The organism is Cupriavidus sp. DF5525, from assembly GCF_040149425.2.
GTDB lineage: Bacteria > Pseudomonadota > Gammaproteobacteria > Burkholderiales > Burkholderiaceae > Cupriavidus > Cupriavidus pickettii_A.
Genome location: NZ_CP168266.1, coordinates 2,019,222 through 2,045,359 on the forward strand (window position 1 = coordinate 2,019,222; position 26,138 = coordinate 2,045,359).

General features: G+C 69.4%; 24 protein-coding genes and 1 pseudogene. 14 read left to right on the forward strand and 11 right to left on the reverse strand.

Features of this window, described 5'->3' with window-relative positions:
• Positions 1-43 precede the first annotated feature (43 nt).
• A complete protein-coding gene (shc, locus tag ABNX08_RS30415; RefSeq protein ID WP_022539500.1) occupies positions 44-2,071 on the forward strand; it encodes a squalene--hopene cyclase in 2,028 nt (675 codons plus the stop codon).
• On the forward strand, positions 2,068-2,748 hold the full coding sequence (locus ABNX08_RS30420; protein ID WP_022539501.1) for a phosphorylase: 681 nt from the start codon (positions 2,068-2,070) through the stop codon (positions 2,746-2,748). Before shc ends, ABNX08_RS30420 begins: the two co-directional genes overlap by 4 nt.
• A gap of 132 nt (positions 2,749-2,880) precedes the next feature.
• Here ABNX08_RS30420 and ABNX08_RS30425 read toward each other — a convergent pair whose 3' ends face one another.
• The gene (locus tag ABNX08_RS30425) at positions 2,881-4,137 is read right to left on the reverse strand and encodes an Hsp70 family protein (protein WP_022539502.1); all 1,257 of its coding nucleotides are present in this window, start codon (positions 4,135-4,137) and stop codon (positions 2,881-2,883) included.
• Between the two features lie 178 nt (positions 4,138-4,315).
• Positions 4,316-5,569, reverse strand: a complete 1,254-nt coding sequence (locus ABNX08_RS30430) for a diguanylate cyclase (RefSeq protein ID WP_022539503.1) — start codon at positions 5,567-5,569, stop codon at positions 4,316-4,318.
• A gap of 563 nt (positions 5,570-6,132) precedes the next feature.
• On the opposite strand from ABNX08_RS30430, the gene ABNX08_RS30435 reads away from it, so the two are divergent.
• Complete coding sequence (locus tag ABNX08_RS30435; RefSeq protein WP_022539504.1) at positions 6,133-6,366, forward strand: hypothetical protein; 234 nt, start codon at positions 6,133-6,135, stop codon at positions 6,364-6,366.
• 188 nt (positions 6,367-6,554) lie between these two features.
• On the forward strand, positions 6,555-6,920 hold the full coding sequence (locus ABNX08_RS30440; RefSeq protein ID WP_041681846.1) for a LysR family transcriptional regulator: 366 nt from the start codon (positions 6,555-6,557) through the stop codon (positions 6,918-6,920).
• A gap of 4 nt (positions 6,921-6,924) precedes the next feature.
• On the opposite strand, the gene ABNX08_RS30445 is transcribed toward ABNX08_RS30440, so the two are convergent.
• The 5 genes from ABNX08_RS30445 to ABNX08_RS30465 all read right to left on the reverse strand — a co-directional run bounded on the left by ABNX08_RS30445 (position 6,925) and on the right by ABNX08_RS30465 (position 11,531).
• Complete coding sequence (locus ABNX08_RS30445) at positions 6,925-7,695, reverse strand: class I SAM-dependent methyltransferase (protein WP_349609785.1); 771 nt, start codon at positions 7,693-7,695, stop codon at positions 6,925-6,927.
• 59 nt (positions 7,696-7,754) lie between these two features.
• Positions 7,755-8,636, reverse strand: a complete 882-nt coding sequence (locus ABNX08_RS30450; RefSeq protein ID WP_022539507.1) for an ABC transporter permease — start codon at positions 8,634-8,636, stop codon at positions 7,755-7,757.
• Between the two features lie 31 nt (positions 8,637-8,667).
• Positions 8,668-9,507, reverse strand: coding sequence for an ABC transporter ATP-binding protein (locus ABNX08_RS30455; RefSeq protein WP_022539508.1), 840 nt, complete (start codon positions 9,505-9,507; stop codon positions 8,668-8,670).
• Between the two features lie 2 nt (positions 9,508-9,509).
• On the reverse strand, positions 9,510-10,520 hold the full coding sequence (locus ABNX08_RS30460; protein ID WP_022539509.1) for an ABC transporter substrate-binding protein: 1,011 nt from the start codon (positions 10,518-10,520) through the stop codon (positions 9,510-9,512).
• A gap of 90 nt (positions 10,521-10,610) precedes the next feature.
• Positions 10,611-11,531 carry a TauD/TfdA family dioxygenase gene (locus ABNX08_RS30465; RefSeq protein WP_022539510.1) on the reverse strand — a complete coding sequence of 307 codons (921 nt, stop codon included), beginning with the start codon at positions 11,529-11,531 and terminating at the stop codon, positions 10,611-10,613.
• Between the two features lie 335 nt (positions 11,532-11,866).
• Between ABNX08_RS30465 and ABNX08_RS30470 the strand changes: the two genes are divergently transcribed.
• The 6 genes and pseudogenes from ABNX08_RS30470 (at position 11,867) to ABNX08_RS30495 (ending at position 17,849) form a co-directional block, all read left to right on the forward strand.
• Complete coding sequence (locus ABNX08_RS30470; protein WP_022539511.1) at positions 11,867-13,000, forward strand: ABC transporter substrate-binding protein; 1,134 nt, start codon at positions 11,867-11,869, stop codon at positions 12,998-13,000.
• Positions 13,001-13,004: 4 nt separating this feature from the next.
• On the forward strand, positions 13,005-13,841 hold the full coding sequence (locus ABNX08_RS30475; RefSeq protein ID WP_022539512.1) for an ABC transporter permease: 837 nt from the start codon (positions 13,005-13,007) through the stop codon (positions 13,839-13,841).
• A gap of 12 nt (positions 13,842-13,853) precedes the next feature.
• Entirely contained in the window at positions 13,854-14,654 is an 801-nt protein-coding gene (locus ABNX08_RS30480) for an ABC transporter permease (RefSeq protein WP_022539513.1), read from the forward strand.
• Positions 14,655-14,679: 25 nt separating this feature from the next.
• Positions 14,680-15,468 (forward strand): ABC transporter ATP-binding protein, encoded by a 789-nt coding sequence (locus tag ABNX08_RS30485; protein WP_022539514.1) that lies wholly within the window; start codon positions 14,680-14,682, stop codon positions 15,466-15,468.
• A 31-nt stretch (positions 15,469-15,499) separates the two neighbouring features.
• Positions 15,500-16,462 (forward strand): TauD/TfdA family dioxygenase, encoded by a 963-nt coding sequence (locus tag ABNX08_RS30490; RefSeq protein WP_022539515.1) that lies wholly within the window; start codon positions 15,500-15,502, stop codon positions 16,460-16,462.
• Between the two features lie 24 nt (positions 16,463-16,486).
• A pseudogene (locus ABNX08_RS30495) lies at positions 16,487-17,849 on the forward strand (LLM class flavin-dependent oxidoreductase).
• Between the two features lie 106 nt (positions 17,850-17,955).
• Here the strand turns inward: ABNX08_RS30495 and ABNX08_RS30500 are convergent.
• From ABNX08_RS30500 to ABNX08_RS30510, 3 genes are all read right to left on the reverse strand, one after another.
• Entirely contained in the window at positions 17,956-18,927 is a 972-nt protein-coding gene (locus ABNX08_RS30500) for a lysylphosphatidylglycerol synthase domain-containing protein (RefSeq protein WP_022539518.1), read from the reverse strand.
• Positions 18,927-20,144, reverse strand: coding sequence for a cardiolipin synthase ClsB (gene clsB, locus ABNX08_RS30505; protein WP_041681847.1), 1,218 nt, complete (start codon positions 20,142-20,144; stop codon positions 18,927-18,929). The genes ABNX08_RS30500 and clsB overlap by 1 nt, the downstream gene beginning before the upstream one ends.
• A gap of 68 nt (positions 20,145-20,212) precedes the next feature.
• Entirely contained in the window at positions 20,213-20,557 is a 345-nt protein-coding gene (locus tag ABNX08_RS30510) for a hypothetical protein (protein WP_022539520.1), read from the reverse strand.
• Between the two features lie 214 nt (positions 20,558-20,771).
• Between ABNX08_RS30510 and pdhA the strand changes: the two genes are divergently transcribed.
• The 4 genes from pdhA (at position 20,772) to ABNX08_RS30530 (ending at position 24,409) form a co-directional block, all read left to right on the forward strand.
• Positions 20,772-21,857: a pyruvate dehydrogenase (acetyl-transferring) E1 component subunit alpha gene (pdhA, locus tag ABNX08_RS30515; RefSeq protein WP_022539521.1), complete on the forward strand. Its 1,086-nt coding sequence runs from the start codon at positions 20,772-20,774 to the stop codon at positions 21,855-21,857.
• Between the two features lie 55 nt (positions 21,858-21,912).
• Positions 21,913-22,890, forward strand: a complete 978-nt coding sequence (locus ABNX08_RS30520) for an alpha-ketoacid dehydrogenase subunit beta (protein WP_022539522.1) — start codon at positions 21,913-21,915, stop codon at positions 22,888-22,890.
• Between the two features lie 35 nt (positions 22,891-22,925).
• The gene (locus ABNX08_RS30525; protein WP_022539523.1) at positions 22,926-24,044 is read left to right on the forward strand and encodes a dihydrolipoamide acetyltransferase family protein; all 1,119 of its coding nucleotides are present in this window, start codon (positions 22,926-22,928) and stop codon (positions 24,042-24,044) included.
• A gap of 170 nt (positions 24,045-24,214) precedes the next feature.
• Positions 24,215-24,409, forward strand: a complete 195-nt coding sequence (locus tag ABNX08_RS30530) for a ribbon-helix-helix protein, CopG family (RefSeq protein WP_022539524.1) — start codon at positions 24,215-24,217, stop codon at positions 24,407-24,409.
• A 21-nt stretch (positions 24,410-24,430) separates the two neighbouring features.
• Here the strand turns inward: ABNX08_RS30530 and ABNX08_RS30535 are convergent, their stop codons facing one another.
• Positions 24,431-26,107 (reverse strand): SulP family inorganic anion transporter, encoded by a 1,677-nt coding sequence (locus tag ABNX08_RS30535; protein WP_022539525.1) that lies wholly within the window; start codon positions 26,105-26,107, stop codon positions 24,431-24,433.
• Positions 26,108-26,138 lie beyond the last annotated feature (31 nt).

A 26,138-nucleotide genomic window follows, 5' to 3' on the forward strand; every position in this document is an offset into this window, starting at 1 on the left:
ATGCCGTGCACGGCGTCGCCGTGCGCCGGCACAAGGAGTTTGCATGTCGGAGTCTGCATTAAACGAGACCGCCTTCGCCACGGCCGCGCCGCGTGCGGAGCCAGCTGCCGATCCGGCGATGCCCGCGCCGCGCCACGCCGCGCCGGCGCTCGACCAGGGCATCGGCCGCGCCATCGACGCGCTGCTGCACCATCAGCGTCCCGACGGTCACTGGGTCTACGAACTCGAGGCCGACGCCACCATCCCCGCCGAATACGTGCTGATGGTGCACTACCTCGGCGAGACCCCGGACCTGGCGCTCGAGGCCCGCATCGCGCGCTACCTGCACCGCATCCAGAACGCCGACGGCGGCTGGCCGCTGTTCCACGAAGGCCGCTCTGACGTGAGCGCCAGCGTGAAGGCGTATTTCGCGCTGAAGATGGCCGGCGATGATCCGCAGGCCGCGCATATGCAGCGCGCGCGCCAGGCCATCCATGCGCTGGGCGGGGCCGAGGCCTGCAATGTCTTCACGCGTACGCTGCTGGCGCTGTACGGCGCGATGCCATGGTCGGCGGTGCCGATGATGCCGGTGGAAATCATGCTGCTGCCGCAGTGGTTCCCGTTCCACCTGTCCAAGGTCTCGTACTGGGCGCGCACGGTGATCGTGCCGCTGCTGGTGCTCAACAGCCTGCGCCCGCTGGCGCGCAACCCGCGCGCGGTCGGCATCAACGAACTGTTCGTGGGCCCGTGCCACAACGTGCGGCTGCCGCGCCGCGCCGCGCACCAGCACGCCGGCTGGTACGCGGCATTCCGCGGTCTGGATGCGCTGATGCGCGTGGCCGAGCCGCTCTTTCCGCGCCTGCTGCGCCGGCGCGCCATCGACGCCGCGCAGGCCTTCGTGCGCGAGCGGCTCAACGGCGAGGACGGCCTGGGCGCGATCTTCCCGGCGATGGCCAACAGCGTGATGATGTTCGACGTGCTGGGCGTGCCGCCCGACGATCCCGCGCGCGCGGTGGCGCGGCGTTCGGTCGAGCGTCTGCTGGTCGAGCACGGCGACGAAGCCTACTGCCAGCCTTGCCTGTCGCCGGTGTGGGACACCGCACTGGCCGCGCATGCGCTGCTCGAAACCGGCGAGGCACGCGCGGCCGCGGCGGTCGGGCGCGGCCTGGACTGGCTCAAGCCGCTGCAGGTGCTGGACGTGCGCGGAGACTGGGCGGTGCGCCGCCCGCTGGTACGCCCCGGCGGCTGGGCCTTCCAGTACGCCAACGACTATTACCCGGACGTGGACGACACCGCCGTGGTCGCGGCCGCGATGGACCGCTACATGCGCGCGCACGGCGCGCCGGGCCGCTACGACGAAGCGGTGGCGCGTGCCAGCGAGTGGATCGTCGGCATGCAGAGCGGCAATGGCGGCTGGGGCGCGTTCGAGCCGGAGAACACCCACCTCTACCTGAACAACATCCCCTTCGCCGACCACGGCGCGCTGCTGGACCCGCCCACCGCCGATGTGTCGGCGCGCTGCCTGTCGATGCTGTGCCAGACCGGCGCCACCCCCGACAAGAGCGAGCCCGCCGCACGCGCGCTGCGCTACCTGCGGCGCGAACAGATGCCCGACGGCAGCTGGTTCGGCCGCTGGGGCACGAACTATATCTATGGCACCTGGAGCGCGCTGTGCGCGCTGAATGCCGCCGGCCTGCCGCCGGAGGCGCCGGAGATGCGCCGCGCGGTGGCGTGGCTCGTGCAGATCCAGAACGCGGACGGCGGCTGGGGCGAGGACGGCAGCAGCTACCGGCTCGACTACCGCGGCTACGAGCCCGCGCCCAGCGTGGCCTCGCAGACCGCATGGGCGCTGCTGGCGCTGATGGCGGCCGGCGCCGCCCGGCACCCCGCGGTGGCGCGCGGCATCGACTACCTACTGCGCACGCAGCAGTCCGGCGGGCTGTGGCATGAGCCCCGCTTTACCGCGGTGGGCTTTCCGCGGGTGTTCTACCTGCGCTACCACGGTTATGCGCGCTACTTTCCGTTGTGGGCGCTGGCGCGCTATCGCAACCTGCAGCGTGGCGGCGCTGGGCACGTGTCGTGGGGCCTGTGAAAGGGCCGTTCGTGCTGGTCGTTGCCGGCATGGAATTCGAGGCGCGCATCGCTGCCGGGCCGCATTGCCGGGTGGTGCACGGGCTGCGCGGCATTGCGCTGGAACAGGGCGTGTCGGCGCTAGCCAGCCGCGAGTGCGTGGGCATCATCAGTTTCGGCGTTGCCGGCGGGCTCGATCCGGCGCTGGCGCCGGGGGATATCGTGATTGCCGACCGGGTCTGCGCGGATGGCGAGCGCTACGACGCCGATTTGTCATGGACACGGGCGATGCATGCGGCGATGGCGCATGCCAGGGTCGGCACGATCGCGGGGGCTGACCAGCCGGTGCTGACGGTTGCCGGCAAGCAGTTGCTGCGGCAGGCGTGCGGGGCGCTGTGCGTCGATATGGAATCGCATATCGCCGCGCGCATGGCGGCGGCATGCCGGCTGCCGTTCTCGGCTTGCCGCGTGGTGATCGATCCGGCCGAGCGGGCGGTGCCCGCGGCGGCCGCTGCCGGCATGGGCGAAGGTGGCAAGACCGATGTGGGGGCGGTGCTGGGCGGGTTGTTGCGGGCGCCGTGGGAACTGCCGGCGCTGTTCAGGCTGGCGGGCGATGCAGCGGTGGCGCGTGGAGCGCTGCGGGCGGCCAGGCTGGCGCTGGGCGATGAATTCGGGTTGCGGGAAGTGCTGGCGCAGTGAGCGTTCCCCGGCGCAAGCTGAGAACCTTGCTGCTTGTGTCCTCCCTCTCCCTCAGGGACCCTCAGGGAGAGGGTTGGGGAGCGGGCCGGCGTGTCGGCGGAGTCAGGCGCTGCGGTATGCCACGGCCTGCCCTCAACCAAACTTCCGCACCGCGTCCAGCGCCAGCCCGCTACCAATACTCCCGAACCGGTCCCCTTCAACGCAGCGCGCCTCCGGCAACAACGCCGCCAGCCGCTGCCGCAGCAACGGCACGCTGCTGGACCCGCCAGTAAAGAAGATGGTGTCGACCGCCGCCCCATCCACGCCAGCATCCGCCAGCATCTGCTGCACCGTTTTCTCCGTCTTCGCCACCAGCTTGTCGATCGACTCGTCGAACTCCTCGCGCGTGATCGACAGCGTCAGCCCCTGCTCCAGCCGATGCAGGTCGACCTCGGTGCTGCCGGCATCCGACAGCGCGATCTTGGCCGCTTCCACCTGGATCGCCAGCCAGTGCCCGGCGCGCTCGCGGATCAGCCGGACCAGGCGGTCGAGCTTGATGGTGTCGGCCGCGTCGCGGTAGTTGTCCATCACCAGCGACCACGCCTTGCGCGTATAGACTAGGTTGATGGTGTGCCAGCTGGCCAGGTCGAAATACTGGCTCGACGGCATCGCCTTGCCGTTGCGCAGCTGGCTGCCCAGCCCCAGCAGCGGCATCGCCCGCGCCAGGCTGAGCGCGCGGTCGAAGTCGGTGCCGCCGATATGGACGCCGCCGTTGGCCAGGATGTCTTCGCGCCGGTCGCTGCGGCGGGCGCGCTCGGGCGACAGCCGCACCAGTGAGAAGTCCGAGGTGCCGCCGCCGATATCGACCACCAGCACCAGCTCCTCGCGCGAGATCCCGGCCTCGTAGTCAAACGCCGCGGCGATCGGCTCGTACTGGAAGGCGATCTCGCGAAAGCCCGCGTCGCGCGCGATCCCGGCCAGCGTATCTTCCGCAAGCTGGTCGGCGGCGGGATCCTCGTCGATAAAGAACACCGGCCGGCCCAGCACCGCGCGCGAGAACTCGGTGCCGGCGGCCTGCTCGGCACGGGTCTTCAGTTCGCCGATGAAATGTGCCAGCAGCTTGCGGAACGGCATCGCCTGGCCCATCACCTCGGTGCTGTCGTCCATCATCGAGGTGCCGAGCAGGCTCTTGAGCGAGCGCATCAGCCGCCCTTCATAGCCAGCCAGGTAATCGCCCAGCGCGGCGCGGCCGTAGCTGACCAGCGGGTCTTCGGCGTGGAAGAAGATCACCGAGGGCAGCGTCGCCTTGCCGTCTTCCAGCGGCAGCAGCGCCGCCGGCCGGTCGGGGCGGCTCCAGCCCACCGTTGAGTTGGACGTGCCGAAGTCCAGGCCGCATGCGTTTGACATCATCGAATTCCGTTTTCCTACACCGCAGAAAGTGGCCCGCGCGGCGCAAAGCCGGCGTGGGCGGGGGCGTCATTGTAGGGCAGTCGCGGGGCCGGTTGCGAGGCGCGGGGCAATCGGTGTTGCCTGCGCACCATTCTCAGACGGCGCGCAGCAGCGCAACGTGCCCTGCGCTGAGCGCGGTTCAGCCGGCCAGATCGGGCGTCGGCTCGAGCAGGGACGTGGCCAGCGCGCGCGTGGTCGCCGGCGCCGCCATCGACGACGCCAGCACATAGCGGTCGCGCCCGTGCTCCTTGGCGTGGTAGAGCGCACGGTCCGCGTCGGCGAACAGCGTGCGCCACAGCCCTTCCTTGTTGCCTGGGCCGCCACGCAGCTGCGCCACGCCGATGCTGACGCTGGCATGGCCCTGCCCGGCCGGCAGCTCGATCGCGCGCACCTTGCGCAGGATCCGGTTGGCCAGCGCCGAGGCCTGTTGCTCGTCGGTATGCGGGCACAGGATGCAGAACTCCTCGCCGCCGTAGCGCCCGGCCACGTCCGAGGCGCGACGCGAGTTGTCGAGCGCATGCGCCACCTCGCGCAGCACCGCATCGCCGGCATGGTGGCCGAAGGTGTCGTTGACCTGCTTGAAATAGTCGATGTCGATCACCAGGCAGGCCAGCGGCGCACCGTCGCGCTGCCAGCGCGCCACCAGCCCGAGTGCCGACATCTCCAGCGCGCCGCGATTGAGCAACCCGGTCAGCGCATCGACGCGCGCGCCGCTTTCGTTGTGCGCGACGATCTGCTCCATCGCCATCACGGTAAAGCCGAACAGGCCCAGCAGCGTGGCGATCAGCGGCGCCAGCACCCAGCCCGAGCCGGCCGGGTTGGCGAAGAACAGCGTCACGGGGGCGGCGCCCAGCGCAGGGAGGCTCATGGCATGGCTGAAGCCGGCCAGCTGCGTGGCCAGCTGCACCAGGCTCGCCACCAGCACCAGCGGCGCGCCAATGCTGCGGCGCCCGCGTCCGGCACGCGCCAGCGTGGCGAAGGTCGCCAGCGACACCAGCGCCAGCACGCCGTAGACGACGCGCAGCGTGATCTGCGGCCCGTCGGGCAGGCCGGTGGTGCTCACCATCAGCCCCAGCACGATCACGCCCGCGCCCGCCAGCGCGCCGGGGTGTGCCGGCACGCCGTAGTACACCCGCACGCCGCGGTAGATCACCAGCCAGCCGGCGACGAACGCCGCCGCGCCGAACGTGCCCAGATGGCCCGAGCCACCGGCGGCGCCGGCCGCGCTGAGCGCCAGCGCCAGCCCCGCGGCGGACACCAGCACATGCCCGAAGGCCCACAGCCGCCCCGCCTCGCTCGCGCGCAGCGCGAACACCAGCCCCGCCGCAATGATCAGCGTGCTGCAAAAAAACACCATCATGACGACCGCAATGGTCTGCTGGTCCAGGTGCACGGGGATTCCTCAAGGAGGCCGTCCGCCCTGCCGTCAATATCGATCGGCGGGCATCGGGTCACAGGGGCTGTCGTAAAGCGCGGGTTGCGCGCGACATCGCGCATGATAGCCCGCGCGTACTGCCCGGTGGCACCCCCGACAAGCCGGGTCGGGTATACGCCGCAAGACTTGCCGTCGTGCCCTGCGAAAGCAGTACTGTCCGGCAACACGCCGCTCCCCATGTCGGCGTCAGAGCATGTGCTCTATAAATCATATCGGCCTGCGCCCCTTCATCGCAGGGCGCCGCACAGTCGAAGTGATCTACGCGTTGATTGCACGTTGGCGTTTTTCTGCAACACCTTGGCGGGCTGCGGAGCGGCAGCAAGCGCCTTCGCCTTCCCACGCTGGAACCGATGCGCCACATTGCGTGCGCGTATTCGCCACTCTGCCCCTGGTTGGCCGATCTGGCGCGGAATTAGAGGGGAAGTACCCCGCTTTTGGTTAAGCAGCCACTGCACGGCGTGGATAGAATCATGCGTTGCCTATCGTCGCAATGTTTTAAAGCCGTGCTATCCCAACCTGGTATGACCGTTCCCCTTCTCTCGCTTGGCGCCATCCTGGATGACTTGCGCAGCGCTCCGCGCCCGCTGACTTCCGCCGAGTATGCGTACCTTGCCCACCTGCGGCAACGTATCGTCACGGGCGACGCCGACCTGTGGACCACGCTCGAGACCGCGGGCGTGCCCTGCAGCGAGCGCCGTCTGTCACCCGAGGTGGTGCAGGCGCTGACGGCCATCGGACAGTTGCCGATGCACTGACCGCATCGGCGCCCGGCAACGGGCGCGCCTGATTGCGGACAATTCACCAGACCAACTCAGAAACAGATCGCTACAAGCCACCTGGTGCCACCGCTACGATCGCTTCACTTCGATCCGCCGGGTGACGGTCCAGCGTGGCCAGCGCGCATGCGCATGGTGCAGCCGCCCGCCCCGGCAAGGGCAAAGGCATGGCTTTCCATCTCAACAACAGGCGCGTCAGCTTCCTGTCGTTGCGCGCATTCATCGCACTGATGCAGCACCGTGACACCACCCGCGCCGCGCGCGCGCTGGGCATCCAGTCACAAAGACTCCTTTACCAGATCCGTGGCCTCGAGACCGCGCTCGGCACGCTGCTGTTCCGCGTGGGCAGTCCGGCCTGGCTGCCTACGCCCATCGGCGTGAACGCGCTGCCCAAGGTGATCGCCATGCTCGCCATCTGGGACCAGCTGGAACCGGCGACATGTGCCCGCCAGCACGACACCGCGGCGCCGCCGGCGGTCAACGACAGCGGGCGCGACGGCCTGGGGTTCTGGGTGCGCCAGTCGACCATGTAGCGGCTCAGGCCAGCCGTTCGCAGCTGTACGCTTCAGTCCGGTAGGGAAAGGCAACCTCCGCGCGGCCGGCCAGTGCCGCATGGCCGTCGATGAGCGCCTGCAGCCGTACCCGCACCCGAGCCTGTTCTGCTGCCGGCAGCGCGGCGATGAAGCTGACCGACATCACCCGGTCCACGATTACCTGCTGCGGCGGGCCGACATGCGCATAGGGCAGGCTCGCCAACGCCAGCGGCCCGAAGCCCGCGGCAGGAAAGACGCGCTTCCAGTCGCCCTTGTAGAAGCGCGGCGCGTCGCCCTCATACGGCGTCATGATCGCCGTCAGCCGCGCGATCCAGTCCACGCGTTCATCGCGCACGTTCCACACCAGCCCGAGCCGGCCGCCGGGGCGCAGCACGCGGCGGATCTCGGCCATCGCGCTGGCATTGGCAAACCAGTGGAAGGCCTGCGCGCAGGCCACGGCATCGACGCTGGCGTCGGGCAGCGGGATCGATTCGGCACTGCCTTCCAGCGCCTGCACTGCAGGCAGCGCGCTGGCGAGTTGTGCGCGCATCTGCGCGACCGGTTCCACCGCGATCACGGTGGCGCCGGTCCCGGCCAGCCGGCGCGTGAACTTGCCGGTGCCCGCGCCCAGGTCGAGCACGGTGCGGCCGGCGCGCAGGCCGAGCGTGTCGCGCAGCCAGATATCGATTTCAGCGGGATAGTCGGGGCGTCCGCGCGCGTAGGTATCGGCCTGGCTGGCGAATCCCTGCGCGGCGGCTTCGTGGATGGCGGTCATGGGGGCTCCGGTTGCGTACCGGTGCGGTAGCCTACTCCGCATGACCGCAGGCGGCAAGCCTACTGCTGCATGCCCCAGCGGCGCACCGTCAGCCGTTCGAGCGTGGTGAACACCAGCCCCTCCACCAGCAGCCCGATCAGGATCACCGCGGCCAGCCCGGCGAAAACGCGGTCGGTGTAGAGCTCGTTGCGGTTCTGGAAGATAAACCAGCCCAGCCCGCCCTGCCCCGACGACGCGCCGAACACCAGCTCGGCCGCGATCAGTGTGCGCCAGGCAAAGGCCCAGCCGATCTTCAGCCCGGACAGGATCGCCGGCAACGCCGCCGGCACCAGCACCAACGCGACATAGCGCAGCCCGCGCAGGCCGTAGTTGCGCCCGGCCATGCGCAGCGTCGGCGGCACCCCCCGGAAGCCCGCGTACATGTTCAGCGCCAGCGGCCACAGCACCGAATGGACCAGCACGAACACCAGGCTCTTGGTGCCAAGCCCGAACCACAGCAGCGCCAGCGGCAGCAGCGCGATCGCGGGCAGCGGGTTGAACATGGCGGTGAGCGTGTCCAGCACATCGCGGCCGAAGCGGGTGGACACCGCCAGCGAAGTCAGCGCGAACGCCAGCACGATGCCCAGCGCATAGCCGCGCAGCAGCACGGAGATCGACAGCGCCGCCTTGCCAGGCAGCTCGCCACTGGCAACCGCGTCGGCGAAGGCGCGCAGCGTGGCCAGGCACGAGGGCAGCAGCAGGTCGTTGTCCTGCACGCGCGCCACCACTTCCCACACCAGCGCGAGCGCCAGCAGGATCACCGCCTTGCGCAGCCAGCCATGCTGCCACAGCTGTTGGTGCCACGGCAGCGCGCGTGCCAGCGGCGCTTCGGTAAAGGGTTCGGGCTCGCGTTCGTATTCGGGGCGAAGCACGTCGGCGAACGCCACGGTCGGTTGCGTCATGATGCGGTTCCTTCAGGTTCAGCGGCCAAATTCAGCGACCCACAGCGCTGCGCGCGCGCTGTGGCTGCGCGTCGGCGGCGGGGGCGCCGAACAGCAAGGTGTGGATGCGTTGCGCGGCGGCCTGGAACTCGGTGCCGCCCTGGCTGGCCAGGGTGAACTGCTGGCTGTTGAGCTCGGCGCGCACGCGGCCCGGATGCGGCGACAACAGCAGGATGCGGCTGCCCACCACCAGCGCCTCTTTGATCGAATGCGTGACGAACAGCAGCGTAAAGCCCGCGTCGTCCCACAACGCCAGCAGCTCTTCCTGCATGCGCCGGCGCGTCAGTGCGTCGAGCGCGGCGAAGGGCTCGTCCATCAGCAGCACCTTGGGGCGCATCGCCAGCGCACGCGCAATCGCCACGCGCTGCTTCATGCCGCCCGACAGCGTGTGCGGGTAGGCATCGGCAAAGTCGGCCAGCCCCACTTTCTCCAGGCTGTCCATGGCACGCTCGCGCGCCTCGGCCCGCGACAGCCCGCGCGCCTGGCGCAGCGGGAACATCACGTTCTGCACCACGGTCTTCCACGGCGGCAGCTGGTCAAACTCCTGGAACACCACGATGCGGTCCGGGCCGGGCTGCTGCACGCGCCGGCCTTCCAGCCGGATCTCGCCTTCGCAGGGCGGCACGAAGCCGGCCACGGCCTTCAGCAGCGTGGACTTGCCGCAGCCGGACGGCCCCAGCAGCACGAAGCGGTCGCCCGCATGCACGTCGAAGCTGACGCGATGGGTGGCGCGCACGATGCGCTCGGGCGTGCGGTACTCCAGTGACACCCCATCGACCTGCAGCAACGGGGCAACGCGGTCGGACACCACGCGCAGGTTGTGCGTCGCCATGATCAGCTCCCCTGCGCGGTGACGGGGTCATGGAAGAAGTAGTCCTGCCAGGACTTGGGCTGGTTGCGGATCGCGCCCACGCGGTGCATGAAGGCGGCCAGCGCAAAGGTGTTCTGCGGCGCCACGCGGAACTGCACCTGCGGGTTCTTCAGCACGCGCAGCAGCAGCGCGCGGTCGGTCCTGGCCTTGCTCTGGCGCAGGTAGATGTCCGCCGCAGCTTCCGGATTGGCGGTGGCGAAGACAGCGGCTTCGGCCAGCGCATCGACGAAGGCACGATAGGTCTTGGGGTTGTCGTTGCGGAACTTCTCGGTCGCGTACAGCACGGTGGACGAGCTGGGGCCGCCGAGCACGTCATACGAATTCAGCACGATGCGCGCGTTCGGGTTGCCGGCCAGTTCCTGCTCCTGGAACGGCGGGTTGCCGAAGTGGCCGGTGATCTCGGTGCCGCCGGCGATGATCGCGGCCGCCGCATCGGGATGGGGTATCGCGACGGTCCACTTGTCGAGCCGGTTGTATTCCTTGTCGCCCCATTGCTTGGCGGCGGCGAGCTGCAGCACGCGCGACTGCACCGACACGCCCACTGCCGGCAGCGCAATGCGGTCCTTCTCGGTGAAGTCGGCAATCGACTTGACCTTGGGGTTGTTGCTGACCAGGTAGTACGGGAAGTTGCCCAGCGATGCCACGCCACGCACGTTCTGCTTGCCGTGGGTACGGTCCCACAGCGTCAGCAGCGGGCCGACGCCGGCGCCGGCGATATCGATGGCCCCCGACAGCAGCGCATCATTGACCGCGGCACCGCCGGACAGCTGCGTCCATTCGACCTTGATGTCGACGCCCTGCTGCTTGCCGTGCTTTTCGATCAGTTGCTGATCGCGTGCCACATTGAGCAGCAGGTAGACCACGCCGAACTGCTCGGCGATGCGCAGCTTGCCTTCGGCATGTGCCGCGCCGGAAACAGCCAGCCCTGCGCTCAGTACGAGCAGGCCGATCTTGCGGGAAAAACGAGAGAACATGGTCGAAACTCCGGGGAATACGTTGGACCGGCGCTCGCCGATGCGGGCGCCTTGTGTATGACTTGCATGACTTGCGCAAGCGTTTCCGCTTCAGCGCGGCACGTCGCCTTCGATGGTGGTGCGGTACATCACGCGCCGCAGCTCGGGCGGACAGCCTGCGGCCAGGTGCAGCAGCGAGCGGTTGTCCCAGAACACCAGGTCGTGCGGCTGCCACTGGTGGCGATAGATATGCTCAGGCCTGGTGCTGTGCGCGAACAGCTGGTCGAGCAGGTCGCGGCTTTCATCCTCGGGCAGGCCGACGATGCGCGTGGTGAAGTGCTCGCTGACGAAGATCGCCTTGCGGCCTGTTTCCGGATGGGTGCGGACCACCGGTTGCAGCACCGGCTTGACCTGTGCGATCTGGTCGGGCGTCAGGTTCGGCCGCCACGGGCTGCGCTGCTGCAGCTCGGCATAGCGCGCCAGGTAGGTGTGCTCGGCCTGCAGGCCGTCCACCGCCTTCTGCAGCGCAGGCGGCAGCGTGTCCCATGCGAGGTGCATGTTGGCGAACAGCGTATCGCCGCCTTCGGCGGGCAGTTCGCGCGCATGCAGCAGTGAGCCGAGGCTCGGCTTTTCCTTGTACGACAGGTCCGAATGCCAGAAGTGGCCGGCATCGCCCAGCCCGATCGGCTTGCCGTTCTCGACCACGTTGGACACCACCAGCACTTCCGGGTGGCCCGGCAGCTGGAACTGGTGCAGCACGTGGATCTGCAGCGGCCCGAAGCGGCGGCTGAATGCGATCTGCTGCGCGGGCGTGATCTGCTGGTCGCGGAACACCACCACGTGATAGTCCAGGTGCGCGCGATGGATGCGGGCGAAGTCCGCATCGGACAGCGGTTGCGACAGGTCGAGCCCGATCACCTCGGCGCCCAGCGGGGCATCGAGCGGGCGGATTTCGAAAGCCTCGGCGAAGGTCGTGGAAGGCGGTGCGCTCTGGTGGCGCGAAACACTGGCGTGGGCAGTTGCGGTCGTCATGGCAAGCGATGGCATACGGGGGAGGCCGGTGCGGCTCCCGTGACAACTGTCCCGGGATGCCGCGTACAAGCTTGCACTGTAGGGAGCCGGCCAGCGCACCGTCAACGAATCAAATCGCTGGCCCTTATCCGCTTATCGCATATCCATGTCTGGACATTGGTGCGAGTGCGCCCATGGCTTGCCCTTGCCGGCACTGTGGTGCGCTGCAGGACGCCACGCACGCGCAGTGAGGCCATATGCGCAAAGCCGATAACCAATGCCGCAATCATTCGTTCAGGTACGGCTGCGGCGCCGCTTATCGTGGAGCCGTTCTCCACTCCGACAAGGCCTGCACGATGAAGCCCCAGCGTCGCCCCGCTGCCCATGCCCCGCACACGCTGAACCGCCGCGACATGCTGCGCTGTGTGGCCTGGTCCGGGCTCGGCCTGGCCGCGTCGCTGTCGCCGCTGCCCGCATTCAGCGCCAGCGCCTCCGCCCGCCCTGACGTGATCCACATCGGCGTGGCGCAGCCAGCCACCGGCACGCCGCCGAGCTTCGCCGGCAGTTCGCTGGCGATCGCCCATGCGCGCGGCTGGCTGGAGGAATCGTTCAAGCCCAGCGGTACGCGCGTCGAGTGGTTCTTCTTCAAGGGCGCGGGCCCGGCCGTCAACGAGGCGCTGGCCAATCGCCAGCTCGACTTCGCATTGCAGGGCGACCTGCCTTCCATCGTGGCACGTGCCGCAGGCCTGAAGACGCGGCTGGTGCTGGCCACCGGCGTGCGCGCCAATATCTACGTGGGCGTGCCACCCGACTCGCCGCTGAAGACGGTTGCCGACCTGCGCGGCAAGCGCGTGTCGCTGTTCAAAGGCACCAACATGCATCTGCCCGCGCTGCGCCTGCTCGAAGCCAACGGGCTGACCGACAAGGACCTGCGCCTTCTGAACCTCGATACGGCCGGCTACCTCGCCGCATTGTCCACACGCGATATCGACGCAGCCATCGGCGCCATGGACATCCTGCGCCTGCGCGACAAGGGCGCGGTGCGCATCTTGTATTCGAGCAAGAACCAGTCGCCGATCTACACGCGGCAAAGCCATGTGCTGGTGACCGATGACTTCGCCACGCGCTATCCGGAAGCGACACAGCACCTGGTCAAGGCCGCGGTCGAGACCGCGCGCTGGGCCTCCGACGAAAGCCATCGCGAAGACGTGCTGCGCACCTGGGCGCGCGCCGGTACGCCCTACGACCACTGGAAGGAAGACTTCGACGGCGAGCCGCTGCGCGTGCGCCTGAATCCGAACTTCGATCCCTTCCTGGTCAGCCGCTACAAGGATGCCACCGAGCAGGCCTATCGCTTCCGGCTGAGCCGCGCGCGCTTCGACGTCGACCAGTGGATCGACCAGCGCTTCCTGAAGGCCGCGCTCACCGAGCTAAGCCTGCAAAGCTATTGGCCCATCTACCAGCCCAACGGCAAGATCCTCGGAGCCTGACACCATGTCCGCCGCCGATTCGCTCTCACTTCCCGCCGCCGCTGCCCCGCGCGCGGCTTCTCCCCGCAGGACACCAGGCTGGCAACACGCCACGCGCTGGCTGCTGGCCTGGCCGGTACCGCTGACGCTGCTGCTGATCTGGTACGTCGCGGCCCGCAATGCATGGATCCCGCCGCAGGTACTGCCCGCGCCCGAAGACGTGGCCCGCACGCTGGCCGACTTGTGGCAAAGCGGCGAGCTGCAGGCCAACCTGGCGATCAGCGCGCTGCGCGTGGCCGGCGGATTTGCCGTGGGCCTGGCCGGTGGGCTGGCGCTGGGCGCGGCGATGGGACTGTCGCCGGCCCTGCGCGACTACGTTTATCCGACCTTCAAGGCCTTCAGCCAGGTGCCGGTGCTGGGCTGGCTGCCGCTGCTGATGCTGCTGGTCGGCATCGATGAAGCGCTCAAGGTGATCCTGATCGCCAAGGCCGCCTTCGTTCCTGTTGCGCTGAACACGTACAAGGGCATCGGCAGCGTTCCCGTGCGCTACCTGGAAGTGGCGCGCGTTCTGCGGCTCACGCGCTGGCAGACGCTGTCGCGCGTGGTGCTGCCCGCGGCGGCCGCGCCGGTGTGGAACGGCGTGCGCTACGGGCTCACGCATGCGTGGCTGGCGCTGGTGGTGGTGGAGTTGCTGGCCTCGTCCGAGGGGCTGGGCTACATGATCGTCTACGGCCGCCAGCTGTTCCAGCTCGATATGGTGATCGCCGCGGTGGTGGTGGTGGGCGTGGTCGGCTTTACGCTCGACAAGGCGCTCGCGCTGGCCGAGGGCGCGGTGCTGCGCTGGCGCAAGCCGGGCTTCTGAGGCGAGGCAGCGATGACGATTTCCGCAAACTCCGTGCGCCGACTCTCTGTGCCCCGCGCCTTGCGCGGCTGGGTCCTGCCGCTCGCGCTGCTCGCGTTGTGGTGGGCCGCCGTGCGCTTCAACTGGACCACCTCGCCGCTGCTGGTGCCGGTCTCCAGCGTCTGGGACGCCGCCGTGCGCCAGGTGCAGAGCGGCGCGCTGTTCGTGTCGCTGTCCGCCAGCCTGTGGCGCGACCTGGCTGGCTTTGCCATCGGCGCCACCGTGGGGCTGGTGTTCGGCGCGGCGCTGGGGCTGTCGCGGCTGTTCGAGCGGCTGGCGGGCCCGAGCTTCCACACCGTCAAGCAGATCTCGCTGTTCGCGTGGATTCCGCTGATCTCGGTCTGGTTCGGGCTGGGCGATGCCGCCAAGGTGGTGTTCCTGTCGCTGGCGGCGTTCTTCCCGGTGGTGCTCAATACCTTCGAAGGCATCCGCGCCGTGCCCGCCGACCTGCTGGAAGTGGCGCGCGTGCTGCGCTTTACCCGTGTGCAGGTGCTGTGGCGCGTGGTGCTGCCATCGGCGGCGCCGTCGATCTTCGCCGGCATCCACCTGGGGCTGATCTATGCATGGCTGGCGACGCTGGGCGCGGAGTACCTGCTGGTCTCGGGCAAGGGCATCGGCAACACCATGGTCGACGGGCGCGAGAACTTCTGGATGGACCTGGTGATCTTCGGCGTGATCGTGGTCGGCCTGGTCGGCTTCACGCTGAACTGGATCGCCAGCCGTATCGAACGACGGTTGCTGGCGTGGCGCGGACGCTCGGTAGCGGCCGGCTGATCTAACCTGACTGACGGAGAACCCCATGCCACATGCCGGCACGCTCAGCATCGCGCACCTGCACAAGCAATACGAAGTCAAGGGCCGGGCCCTGCCCGTGCTCGAGGACATCACCCTGACCATCGCTCCCGGCGAGTTCGTCAGCATCGTCGGCGCCAGCGGTTGCGGCAAGTCGACCTTGCTGCGGCTGGTGGTGGGGCTGGAGGAAGACTACCGCGGCGAGATCCTGCTCGACGGCAAGCGCGTGGCCGGCACCAGCCTGCAGCGCGGCATCGTGTTCCAGGAGCACCGGCTGTTCCCGTGGCTGACGGTGGAACAGAACATCCGGCTGGCGCTGCTCAACCTGCCGGGCAGCACCGCCGAGAAGGAACGCAGCGTCGCCGAGCATATCGCGCTGGTCGGCCTGCGCGGCTTCGAGCAGGCGTATCCGCACCAGCTCTCCGGTGGCATGTCGCAGCGCGTGGCGATTGCGCGCGCGCTGGTGACGCGCCCGGAAATCCTGCTGCTCGACGAACCCTTCGGCGCGCTCGATGCAATGACCCGCGCCTACCTGCAGCAGGAGCTGCACCGCATCTGGCAGGCCGAAGGCATCACCATGATCCTGGTCACGCACGACGTGGAGGAAGCCGTCTTCCTCGGCGGCCGCGTGGTGGTGATGGAGCCGCGCCCCGGCCGCATCCGCCGCATCGTGCCGGTCGACCTGCCGCATCCGCGCGAGCGCGCGGGGCCGCCCTTCGCCGGCGTGCGCGATGCCGTGCTGCGCGAGTTCGCCGGGCAGGTGCCGACGGAGCAGCCCGAACTCGCACCCGCCTGACCCAATCCTCTTTCCTCCCCGGAGCCTCGTGATGACACAAGCCAATACCCCGCAAGACCAACCGGTCCAGCTCGACATCCACCCGGTCGCCGGCCGCATCGGCGCCGAAGTGCGCGGCGTCGCACTGCACGGCGACCTGCATCCCGCTACCTTCGCGGCGATTCGCGCCGCGCTGCTCAGGCACAAGGTGCTGTTCTTCCGCGACCAGGTGCACCTGGACGATGCGGCGCAGCAGCGCTTTGCCGGCCAGTTCGGCGACACCGTGCCGCACCCGACCGTGCCGTCGCGCGACGGCACGCAGCTTCTCGAACTCGATTCCGAGCACGGCGGGCGCGCCAACTCCTGGCATACGGACGTGACCTTCGACCTGGCCTATCCGGCCGTGTCGGTGCTGCGCGCGGTGACCATCCCCGCCGCCGGCGGCGACACGGTGTGGGCCAACACCGCCGCAGCCTACCAGGACCTGCCTGAGCCGCTGCGCGAGCTCGCGGACAAGCTGTGGGCGCTGCATACCAACGACTACGACTACGCCGCCAGCCACGTCAATGCCAACAGCGCCAGCCTCAGGCGCTACCGTGAACTGTTCACCTCGGCGCTCTACGAGACCGAGCACCCGGTGGTGCGCGTGCATCCCGAAACCGGCGAACGCACGCTGGTGCTGGGACATTTCGTCAAGAAGCTGCTGGGCTACTCCGCGACGGATTCCGCGCACCTGGTGTCGGTGCTGCAAGGCCACGTGCACCGGCTCGAGAACACCGTGCGCTGGCGCTGGCGCACCGGCGACGTTGCCATCTGGGACAACCGCGCCACCCAGCACTACGCCATCAACGACTACGGCGATGCGCACCGCGTGGTGCGCCGTGCGACGGTTGCCGGTGACGTGCCGGTCAGCGTGGACGGCCGCCGCAGCGTGGCGGTCAAGGCGGGCGTGCGCCGCGAGGGCAGCGCGCCGGCCAACCAGTCCGCCGACGCCGCGCAGCAGCGCGCCGCCTGACCCGGCCAGCCACGGAGGGCATCCATGTCACAGCACAAGCCGCCGCGCCAGCTGCATCTCGGCGCCTTTGTCCAGGTCACCGGGCATCACGTCGCCGGCTGGCGCCATCCCGGCGCGCAGGCCGACGCCGGCCGTAACCTGGCGCACTACGTGGCGCTCGCGCAGCGCGCCGAGGCCGCGGGCTTCGACGCGCTGTTCCTCGCCGACGGCGTGGCCATCCGCGGCATGGACGAAGCCACGCTGCCGCGCACCGCGCGCGCCGCAACCTTCGAGCCGCTGACGCTGCTGTCGGCGCTGGCGGCGGTGACGCATCGCATCGGCCTGGTGGCGACCGCCTCCACCACCTACAACGAGCCCTATCACGTGGCGCGCAAGTTCGCCTCGCTCGACCACCTCAGCGGCGGCCGCGCGGGCTGGAACGTGGTGACGTCGGTCAGACGCCGAGGCGCACAATTTCAGCCTGGAGCGCCATCCCGCGCATGCCGACCGCTATGCGCGCGCCGAAGAATTCGTCGACGTGGTCACCGGGCTGTGGGACACCTGGGAGGACGACGCCTTTCTCTACGACAAGGACAGCGGCCTGCATTTCGATGCGGACAAGCTGCACGCGCTCGACCATCGCGGCGCGCATTTCCAGGTGCGCGGACCCCTCAACGTCGCACGTCCGCCGCAGGGCCATCCCGTGATCGTGCAGGCGGGTTCTTCCGAGGCCGGGCAGGAACTGGCCGCGCGCACCGCCGAAGTCATCTTCACCGCGCAGCAGTCGCTGGCCGAGGCGCAGGCCTTCTACCGCGGCCTGAAAGGCAGGCTGGCGCGCTACGGGCGCTCGCCGGACCAGCTCAAGATCCTGCCGGGCGTGTTCCCGGTAGTGGGACGCAGCGAGGCCGAGGCGCAGGAGAAGTTCGAAGCGCTGCAAAGCCTGATCCATCCGAGCGTGGGACTGGCGCTGCTGTCGCAGCATCTGGGCGGGATCGACCTGAGCGCCTATCCGCTGGACGGCCCGCTGCCTGAAAACCTGGTGGAACCCAACGGTGCCAAGAGCCGCTTCCAGCTGGTCACCGGACTGGCGCGGCGCGAGGGGCTGACCATCCGCCAGCTGTGCCTGCGCGTGGCCACCGCACGCGGCCACTGGTCGATCCACGGGACGCCGCAATCCATCGCCGACCAGTTGCAGGCGTGGTTCGAAAACGAAGCGGCCGACGGCTTCAACGTGATGCCGCCATGGCTGCCGGGCGGACTCGATGACTTTATCGAGCTGGTGGTGCCGGAGCTGCAACGCCGCGGCCTGTTCCGCGAGCGCTATACGGGCACCACGCTGCGCGAACATCTTGGCCTGCGCCGGCCGGAAAACCTGCGCTGGCGCCAGCCGGTGGCGGTCGGGGCCTGACGGCACGGCCTGCTTGCTCCCCTCTCCCGCGTGCCGGAGAGGGGGCCGGGGGAGAGGGCAGGAGGCTCAAGGGCTGAGGGCGGCGGGTTAATACCGTTGGCTTCGCTCAGTCTGTTTCCTGTCGGCCACCCTCCCGCTTCCCCCGCGCCTCCAGCAAGAAATATCCCACCGAACCCACCACCAGCGGAATCAGGTAATACAACGCCCGGTACGCAATCAGCGCCGCCACCAACAGCGCATGCGGCACCTGGTCCCCCAGCATCGCAAAGAACACCGTCTCGATCACGCCAAGGCCGCCCGGCACGCGGACCACGACGCCCGCGAGGCCGGAGGCCAGCAGCACCCCGAGCACCGTGAAGTAGTCCGCATGCGTATGCAGCAGCGCATGCATGATTCCGGCCACGGCCATCCAGTTGCCGGCCGACACCAGAATCTGCAGCGCGGCAAAGCCGACCGACGGCACATAGATGTCATGGTCGCGCACAGTGCGATGCCGGCCGTGCCATACCGCACAGGCGGCCATGTAGCCCGCGGGCGCGGCCAGCATCAGCGCACCCAGCAGGCGCGTCGCCACCGGCGGAATGCCCCACTCCGGCGGCAGCACCACCAACTGCCCGGCCAATATGGTCCCCGCCAGCAGCGCATAGCCGAGCCAGTTGCTGGTCACCGCCACCGCGAACACGCTCCAGACCTGCGGCGCGCTGAGTCCCGCGCGCGAATACAGGCGATAGCGCACGCCCGCGCCGCCGAGCGTCGCCCCGAGGTTGAGGCTGAGCGTGTAGCTGACATAGGCGATCGCCATCGTGCGGCGCACCGGCAGCGGGTGTCCGGCATAGCGCACGCCGAGCACGTCGAACTGGCTGTACAGCAGCCCGGTGAGCGCGACGCAGCCGACGGCCGGCAGCAGCGTACGGCGATCGAAGCCGCGCAGCGCGGTGATCACCGCATCCCAGTCGATGGTCCCAAGCTTGCGTGCGATCAGCGCCACCACCGCGGCAATGAACACGATGCCGATGGCACGCCGCCACATCGGCCAGCGCGCATGCTGCCGGATTGCGGAGATGGCTTGCGCGACCACTATTCAGCCTCCCCTTCCAGCACGATCACGCGGCCACGGCGGCGCGGATCGCCCTCGCGCGGTGCCACCAGCCGCGGCGTATGCGCGGGCAGCCAGCCCGCCCATGCCGGGAAGCGGCGCAGGAAGTGGAACATCAGCGTGGATCCGGCGGCGTCGAGCAGGGTGCGGTCGTGCTTGCGCGCCGGCACTTCGCGGCAGCGCTCGGCGATCAGGGCCTGCAGCCGTGCGCGCAGCAGGCGCGCAAACCCGGGCTCGCGGATCACCAGGTTGGCCTCCAGGTTCAGCGACAGGCTGAGCGGGTCGAGATTGCTCGAGCCCACGGTGGCCCAGGCGTCGTCGACCACGGCCACCTTGCCGTGGAAGGGACGCTCGACGTATTCCAGGATCTGCACGCCGGCGTCCTGCAGGTGGCTGTACAGCAGGCCACCCGCGCGCGCCACCCATGGCATGTCGGGCTTGCCCTGCAGCAGCAGGCGCACCTGCACGCCGCGCTGCGCGGCTTCGCACAGGGCATGCAGCAGCCGGTAGCCCGGCAGGAAGTAGGCATTGGCGATCACCACCTCGCGCCGCGCGGCGCGGATCGCATCGAGGTAGGCGAACTCGATATCGTTGCGATGGCGGTGGTTGTCGCGCGTCACCAGGCGCACCGTGGTGGGCGCAGCCGGGGCGGCGCGGCCGTGTACGCGCGGCGGCGGCGGGCCGGGGCAGGCCTCGGGCATTGCGCGCAGCAGGAAGTCCTGCACCTGCCGGGCCGCGGGGCCGCGGATCTCCACCGCATAGTCCTGCTTGGCCCGCGGACCGAAGTCATACAGGTGCTGGGCCGAGAAGTTGATGCCGCCGACGAAGGCCACCTCGCCGTCGATGGCGACCAGCTTGCGGTGCATGCGCCGGAAGATATGCGTGCGCACGCCGAACAACCGCCGCCGCGGCGAGAAAGTGCAGAAGTGCACGCCCGCCCTGACCAGTTCGGCGACGAAGCCGGGCGGCAGGTCGTGCGAGCCGAAGCCGTCCACTGTGAGGGCCACGCGCACGCCGCGGCGTGCGGCGTCCAGCAGTGCCGCTTGCAATTTCTTTCCTACCTCGTCGTCGAAGAGGATAAAAGTTTCCAATAGCACGCTTTCACGCGCGCGCGAAATCGCGTCGAACACGCGCGGAAAGTACTCTTCGCCGTTCTCTAGCAGGCGAATGCTGGCGGGGGCGGACGGCAGCGGTGTCATGGCCGGAGTGGAGCCGCAAACACCGTGCCAGCGCCGGCATGACACCGTGGGCTCCCCGGCAAGTGTGGCTATTGACGCCACCGGCCGTGGCGCCAGCGCGCCAGCAATGCCGCCAGCAGCACCCCGGCCAGCAGTCCGGCCAGCGCCGCCACCACCACTGCCATCGACGGCGCATCGGCCTGCCGCGCGCCTGCCAGCGGGCCCAGCGCCTGCCAGTCCGCGGGCGTGATCTGCGTCATCGCCGCGGCGCCGTCCAGCCCGTAGACGCAGATCTCGCCGCCGGGCAGCTGGCAGAAGCGCTCGCGCGGGCAGCTCTTCAGGATCTGCTGCGGCGCGCCCTCGCCACAGCGGGCGCCGGCGCTGCGCAAGACCTGGATCGTGACTTCCGGATGCCGGGTGAGTTGCTCGGGCATGTCGGCCTCGCATCGGGGTGGCGATGGGATCCAGCGTAGTGCAACGGTACCGCGCGCGGCAGGTCGCCCGGCCGGCGCCAGCAGGCGCTTGTGCGCAGCACGACAATCGCCCCCGCCATCCCGCGGCAAATGCCCTACACTCGACTACACACCCGGGCACGCCCACAAGGCACGCCCGGGACCACAACACGACACGCGCATCGAGAGACCTGCCATGTCCACGGTTGCGAGCTTCGAGATCGGCTACACCCGTTATCTCGCCCCGCCAGGCGACACGTCTTCCCCCACTTCCCCTCCCCCACCCCTTGCCCGCGATCCTGACGCGCTGGTGACGCTGTACCAGGCGATGGTGCTGACGCGCCAGTTCGACCTGAAGGCGATCGCGCTGCAGCGCACCGGCAAGATCGGCACCTTTGCCTCGGCGCTGGGCCAGGAAGCCATCGGCGTGGGCGTGGCGCATGCGATGCGACCGGAGGACGTGCTGGTGCCGTCGTACCGCGACCACGCCGCACAGTTTGTGCGGGGCGTCACGATGACCGAGAGCCTGCTCTACTGGGGCGGCGACGAGCGCGGCAGCGGCTTTGCCGCAGCGCCGCATGACTTTGCCAACTGCGTGCCGATCGGCACCCAGGTATGCCACGCGGCCGGCGCCGCGTATGCGTTCCAGCTGCGCGGCGAGCCGCGCGTGGCGGTCTGCCTGCTGGGCGACGGCGGCACCTCCAAGGGCGACTTCTATGAAGGCATGAACATGGCCGGCGCGTGGCACGCGCCGCTGGTGATCGTGGTGAACAACAACCAGTGGGCGATCTCGATGCCGCGCAGCAAGCAGACCGCGGCGCAGACGCTGGCGCAGAAGGCCATCGCGGCGGGCATCCCGGGCGAGCAGATCGACGGCAACGACATCGTCGCGGTGCGCCACCGTGTCGGCGAGGCGATCGAACGCGCCCGCGCAGGCGGCGGGCCCGCACTGATCGAGGCCATCACCTATCGCCTGGGCGACCACACCACGGCCGACGACGCCTCGCGCTACCGCGACGAGGCCACCGTCAAGGCGCACTGGGAGGAAGAACCGTTGCTGCGGCTGCGCACCCACCTGCTGGCGCTGCAAGCGTGGGACGCCGCACGCGAAGAGGCACTGGTCAAGGCGTGCTCGCAGAAGGTCGCGCAGGCGGTGGAAGCCTACCTGGCGCTGCCGCCGCCGGACCCCGCGGCGATGTTCGACTGCCTGTACGCGACCATGCCGGCCGAACTGCAGGCGCAGCTGGAGACGGCACGGCGCTTCGCGGCGCCGCACGGATAGCGAGGCACTGCAGCGTACGGCCCGAACGATCCTCACGCGACATAGCGAGCGAACCATGGCGGAAGTCAATCTGGTCGAAGCGGTCAACCTGGCGCTGGCCCACGCGCTGGCCAACGATCCCGACGTGCTGCTGCTGGGCGAGGACATCGGCGTCAACGGCGGCGTGTTCCGCGCCACCGTGGGCCTGCAGGCGCGCTTCGGCGCGGCGCGGGTCATGGACACGCCGCTGGCCGAAGGCGGCATCGTCGGCGCGGCCATCGGCATGGCGGCGATGGGGCTGAAGCCCGTGGCCGAGATCCAGTTCACCGGCTTTATCTATCCGACGGTCGACCACATCATCAACCATGCCGGGCGCATGCGGCACCGTACCCGCGGGCGCTTGTCCTGTCCGATGGTGGTGCGCTCGCCGTTCGGCGCCGGCATCCATGCGCCCGAGCATCATTCGGAGAGCCCGGAGGCGATGTTCGCGCATATGCCGGGCCTGCGCGTGGTCGTGCCGTCGTCCCCGGCGCGTGCTTACGGCCTGCTGCTGGCCGCCATCGCCGATCCCGACCCCGTCATCTTCCTGGAGCCCACGCGGCTGTACCGGCTGTTCCGCCAGGAGGTGGCCGACGACGGCGCGGCGCTGCCGCTGGACACCTGCTTCACGCTGCGCGAAGGCAACGACATCACGCTGGTGAGTTGGGGCGCGATGATGCAGGAAACGCTCGCCGCGGCCGACGAACTGGCCGCCGAAGGCGTGACCGCCACGGTGATCGACGTGGCCACGCTCAAGCCGCTGGACCTGCAGACCATCCTGGATTCGGTGGCGCGCACCGGGCGCTGCGTGATCGTGCACGAGGCGCCCCGCACCGCCGGCTTTGGCGCCGAGATCGCTGCGGGGCTGGCCGACGCGGGGCTCTATTCGCTGGCCGCGCCGGTGCAGCGCGTGACGGGCTTCGATACCGTGGTGCCGCTGGCGCGGCTGGAATATACCTACCTGCCCAGCGTCGCGCGCATCGTCGACGCGGCGCGCAAGGCCATGGCGGCATGAGCTGAATGATTGGCAAGGGTGGGCAAGGAGTGACGATGAGAGTCTTCAAGCTGCCCGACCTGGGCGAAGGCCTGCAAGAGGCCGAGATCGTGACCTGGCATGTCAAGGCAGGAGATACCGTGGCCGCGGACCAGCCGCTCCTGTCGGTGGAGACGGCCAAGGCCATCGTCGAGATCCCGTCGCCCTATGCGGGCACCATCGGCAAGCTGTTTGCGGAGCCGGGCGATATCGTGCACCTGGGCGCGCCGTTGGTGGCCTTCGAGGGCGCGGGCGAGGATGCCGATGCGGGCACGGTGGTGGGCTCGGTACAGGTCGGCACGCGCGTGGTCAATGAAGCCGGGCCGCCGGGTGCGGCGGCGCCCGTGGCCGGCATGGCGGCGCGCGTCAAGGCCGCGCCGGCGGTGCGCGTGCTGGCACGGCGCCTCGGCGTGGACCTGGCGATGGCGACCGCCTCCGGTCCCGAAGGCGTGATCACCGCCGACGACGTGGAGCGCGTGGCGGCCACACTGGCAGAACTCGGCGCGCCGGAAGTACTGCGGGGCGTGCGCCGCGCGATGGCGCAGAACATGGCGCGCGCGCAGAACGAAGTGGCCGCGGCCACGGTGATGGACGATGCCGATATCCATGCCTGGCAAGCCGGCGCCGATGTCACCATCCGGCTGGTGCGCGCGCTGGTTGCCGGCTGCCGCGCGGAGCCCGGACTCAATGCCTGGTACGAAGGCCAGACCGGGCGCCGCCATGTGCTGAAGAAGATCGACGTCGGCATCGCCGCCGACCTGCCCGAAGGCCTGTTCGTGCCGGTGCTGCGCGACGTGGGCAACCGCGACCCGGGCGACCTGCGCAAGGGCCTGGATCGCATGCGCACCGATATCCGCGCGCGCACCATCGCACCGGAGGAGATGCGCGGCAACACCATCACGCTGTCCAACTTCGGCATGATCGCGGGCCGCTATGCCGCACCGATCGTGGTGCCGCCTACGGTGGCGATCCTGGGGGCGGGCCGCGTGCGGGAAGAAGTGGTGGCGGCGAAAGGCGTGCCGGCCGTGCATCGGGTGATGCCGCTCAGCCTGACCTTTGACCATCGGGTGGTGACCGGTGGCGAGGCGGCGCGGTTCCTGGCGGCGGTGATTGCGGACCTGGAGCTGGCGACGTAGCAGGACTTCGCAGGGACTCACAGTACGGGAGCGTCTGGAAAACGCTGCCACCCCTGGCGAACAGAGAAAACTGTCGGGCTTCGGAGCTGGTTGGCGCTGCAAATACGCTGTATATAATGCGATTCCAATTGCCGCCGCCGTCACCCAGCCGGGACCGCCTGACACCCCTCATGGAATCCAAAACCGCCCGCCTCACCATCCTGATCGATCCGGACAAGAAGAAGGCCTTCGAAACCCTGTGCGCCTCGCAGGACCTGACGCCCTCGCAGGTGGTGCGCCAGCTGATCCGCGACTACCTGGCGCAGCATGGCGTGGAATACGCCACCAAGGCACGACCGGCGGGCAATACCCGGCCGAAGAAGTAAGCCAGCGCAAGGCCTCGCCCACTAGATTCCCGCATCTCCCGCCAGCACGCTGCAGCGCCTTGCCGCGTCCGCCAGCGAATCCGCGTAGTTCTCCTCGCCCAGCACCGCCATCACCCCCGCGCGCGCCAGTTTCTGCCGGACGCGCCCGTTGGCTTCGGCCAGCACCACCGCCACGCCACGCTTGCGCAGCGTGCCGATCACCGCTTCCAGCGTCTGCAAGCCGGTCATGTCCATGAAGGGCACGCGCCCCAACCTGATCAGCAGCACGCGTGGATCGGTATGCGTCTGCACCAGCGCGCGCTCGCAGGTCTCCACCGCGCCAAAGAAGAACGGGCCCTCGATCGAGTAGACCATCACGCCCGGCGACATCCGCATGGGCAGGCCGCCCTGGTCGCCACCGGCCGTGCCCAGTTCGCGCTCGATCTCCAGCGCATCCTGGTGCGCCACTTCCACCGAGGCCGACATGCGGCGCAGGAACTGCAGCATGGCCAGGATCACGCCGATATTGACCGCCACCACCAGGTCGGTCAGCACGGTCAGCGTGAAGGTGATCAGCAGGATGGCCACGTCGGCACGCGGCGCCCGGCGCACCATGCGCGCGAAGTGGCGCACCTCGCTCATGTTGTACGCCACCACGAACAGGATCGCCGCGAGCGTGGGCAGCGGCACGCTCGCCGCCAGTGGCGCCAGGAACAGCAGCACCATCACCAGTGTCAGCGCATGGACCACGCCAGCCAGCGGGCTGTTGCCGCCGTTGCGGACATTGGTGGCCGTGCGCGCGATCGCGCCGGTGGCAGCAAACCCGCCAAAGAGCGGCGCCAGGATATTGGCGATGCCCTGGCCCACCAGCTCCTGGTTGGAATCGTGCCGCGTGCCGGCCATGCCGTCGGCCACCACCGCCGACAGCAGCGATTCGATCGCGCCCAGCATGGCGATGGTGAACGCGGGCCCGGCCAGCTCGATCACGCGCGCCAGCGTGACCTCCGGCAGGGTTGGCGCCGGCAGCCCGCGCGGCAGCCCGCCAAAGGCACTGCCGATGGTGGCCACGCCGTCGAAGCCGAACAGCGCCTGCACCGCGGTCGCCACCACCAGCGCCACCAGCGGACCGGGGATGCGGTGCAGCCAGCGCACCCGCGGCGCGCCCACCACCAGCAGCAGGCTGCCGAGCGCCAGCGCGGTGGTGGCCGGATGCCACTGCGGCAGGGCCTGCAGCAGGTGCCAGAATTTTTCGTGGAAATGCTCGCCAGCCACCGCAGGCAGGCCGAAGAAATCCCGCCACTGCCCGACGAAGATGATGACGCCGATGCCCGCGGTAAAGCCGACGATCACCGGCGCCGGGATAAACCGGATCACACTGCCCAGCCGCGTCAGGCCCATCGCCAGCAGGATCAGCCCGGCCATCAGCGTGGCGATCTGCAGGCCGTCGATGCCGTAGCGCGCGGTGATCGCGGACAGCACCACGATGAAGGCGCCTGTGGGGCCCGCAATCTGCAGCCGGCTGCCGCCGAACAGCGACACCGCCAGCCCGGCGACGATGGCCGTGTACAGGCCCTGCTCCGGCTTGGCCCCGGAAGCGATCGCGAACGCCATCGCCAGCGGCAGCGCCACCACCCCGACGATCACGCCCGAGACGAGGTTAGGCAGCCAGTTGCCGCGCCGGAACAGCCCGGCCAGCCATGCTTCGCGCAGCGCGATCATGCGTAGATCCCTTTCAGTCGTGGGGTGGGCG

Coding starts and splice junctions, on each gene's coding strand:
- ABNX08_RS30480 (WP_022539513.1), top strand. CDS start 13,854: ATGACGATTTCCGCAAACTCCGTGCGCCGACTCTCTGTGCCCCGCGCC.
- ABNX08_RS30510 (WP_022539520.1), bottom strand. CDS start 20,557: ATGCCCGAGCAACTCACCCGGCATCCGGAAGTCACGATCCAGGTCTTG.
- ABNX08_RS30465 (WP_022539510.1), bottom strand. CDS start 11,531: ATGACGACCGCAACTGCCCACGCCAGTGTTTCGCGCCACCAGAGCGCA.
- shc (WP_022539500.1), top strand. CDS start 44: ATGTCGGAGTCTGCATTAAACGAGACCGCCTTCGCCACGGCCGCGCCG.
- ABNX08_RS30535 (WP_022539525.1), bottom strand. CDS start 26,107: ATGATCGCGCTGCGCGAAGCATGGCTGGCCGGGCTGTTCCGGCGCGGC.
- ABNX08_RS30440 (WP_041681846.1), top strand. CDS start 6,555: ATGGCTTTCCATCTCAACAACAGGCGCGTCAGCTTCCTGTCGTTGCGC.
- ABNX08_RS30460 (WP_022539509.1), bottom strand. CDS start 10,520: ATGTTCTCTCGTTTTTCCCGCAAGATCGGCCTGCTCGTACTGAGCGCA.
- ABNX08_RS30490 (WP_022539515.1), top strand. CDS start 15,500: ATGACACAAGCCAATACCCCGCAAGACCAACCGGTCCAGCTCGACATC.
- ABNX08_RS30435 (WP_022539504.1), top strand. CDS start 6,133: ATGACCGTTCCCCTTCTCTCGCTTGGCGCCATCCTGGATGACTTGCGC.
- ABNX08_RS30530 (WP_022539524.1), top strand. CDS start 24,215: ATGGAATCCAAAACCGCCCGCCTCACCATCCTGATCGATCCGGACAAG.
- ABNX08_RS30485 (WP_022539514.1), top strand. CDS start 14,680: ATGCCACATGCCGGCACGCTCAGCATCGCGCACCTGCACAAGCAATAC.
- ABNX08_RS30445 (WP_349609785.1), bottom strand. CDS start 7,695: ATGACCGCCATCCACGAAGCCGCCGCGCAGGGATTCGCCAGCCAGGCC.
- ABNX08_RS30525 (WP_022539523.1), top strand. CDS start 22,926: ATGAGAGTCTTCAAGCTGCCCGACCTGGGCGAAGGCCTGCAAGAGGCC.
- clsB (WP_041681847.1), bottom strand. CDS start 20,144: ATGACACCGCTGCCGTCCGCCCCCGCCAGCATTCGCCTGCTAGAGAAC.
- ABNX08_RS30425 (WP_022539502.1), bottom strand. CDS start 4,137: ATGATGTCAAACGCATGCGGCCTGGACTTCGGCACGTCCAACTCAACG.
- ABNX08_RS30475 (WP_022539512.1), top strand. CDS start 13,005: ATGTCCGCCGCCGATTCGCTCTCACTTCCCGCCGCCGCTGCCCCGCGC.
- ABNX08_RS30455 (WP_022539508.1), bottom strand. CDS start 9,507: ATGGCGACGCACAACCTGCGCGTGGTGTCCGACCGCGTTGCCCCGTTG.
- ABNX08_RS30520 (WP_022539522.1), top strand. CDS start 21,913: ATGGCGGAAGTCAATCTGGTCGAAGCGGTCAACCTGGCGCTGGCCCAC.
- ABNX08_RS30470 (WP_022539511.1), top strand. CDS start 11,867: ATGAAGCCCCAGCGTCGCCCCGCTGCCCATGCCCCGCACACGCTGAAC.
- ABNX08_RS30450 (WP_022539507.1), bottom strand. CDS start 8,636: ATGACGCAACCGACCGTGGCGTTCGCCGACGTGCTTCGCCCCGAATAC.
- pdhA (WP_022539521.1), top strand. CDS start 20,772: ATGTCCACGGTTGCGAGCTTCGAGATCGGCTACACCCGTTATCTCGCC.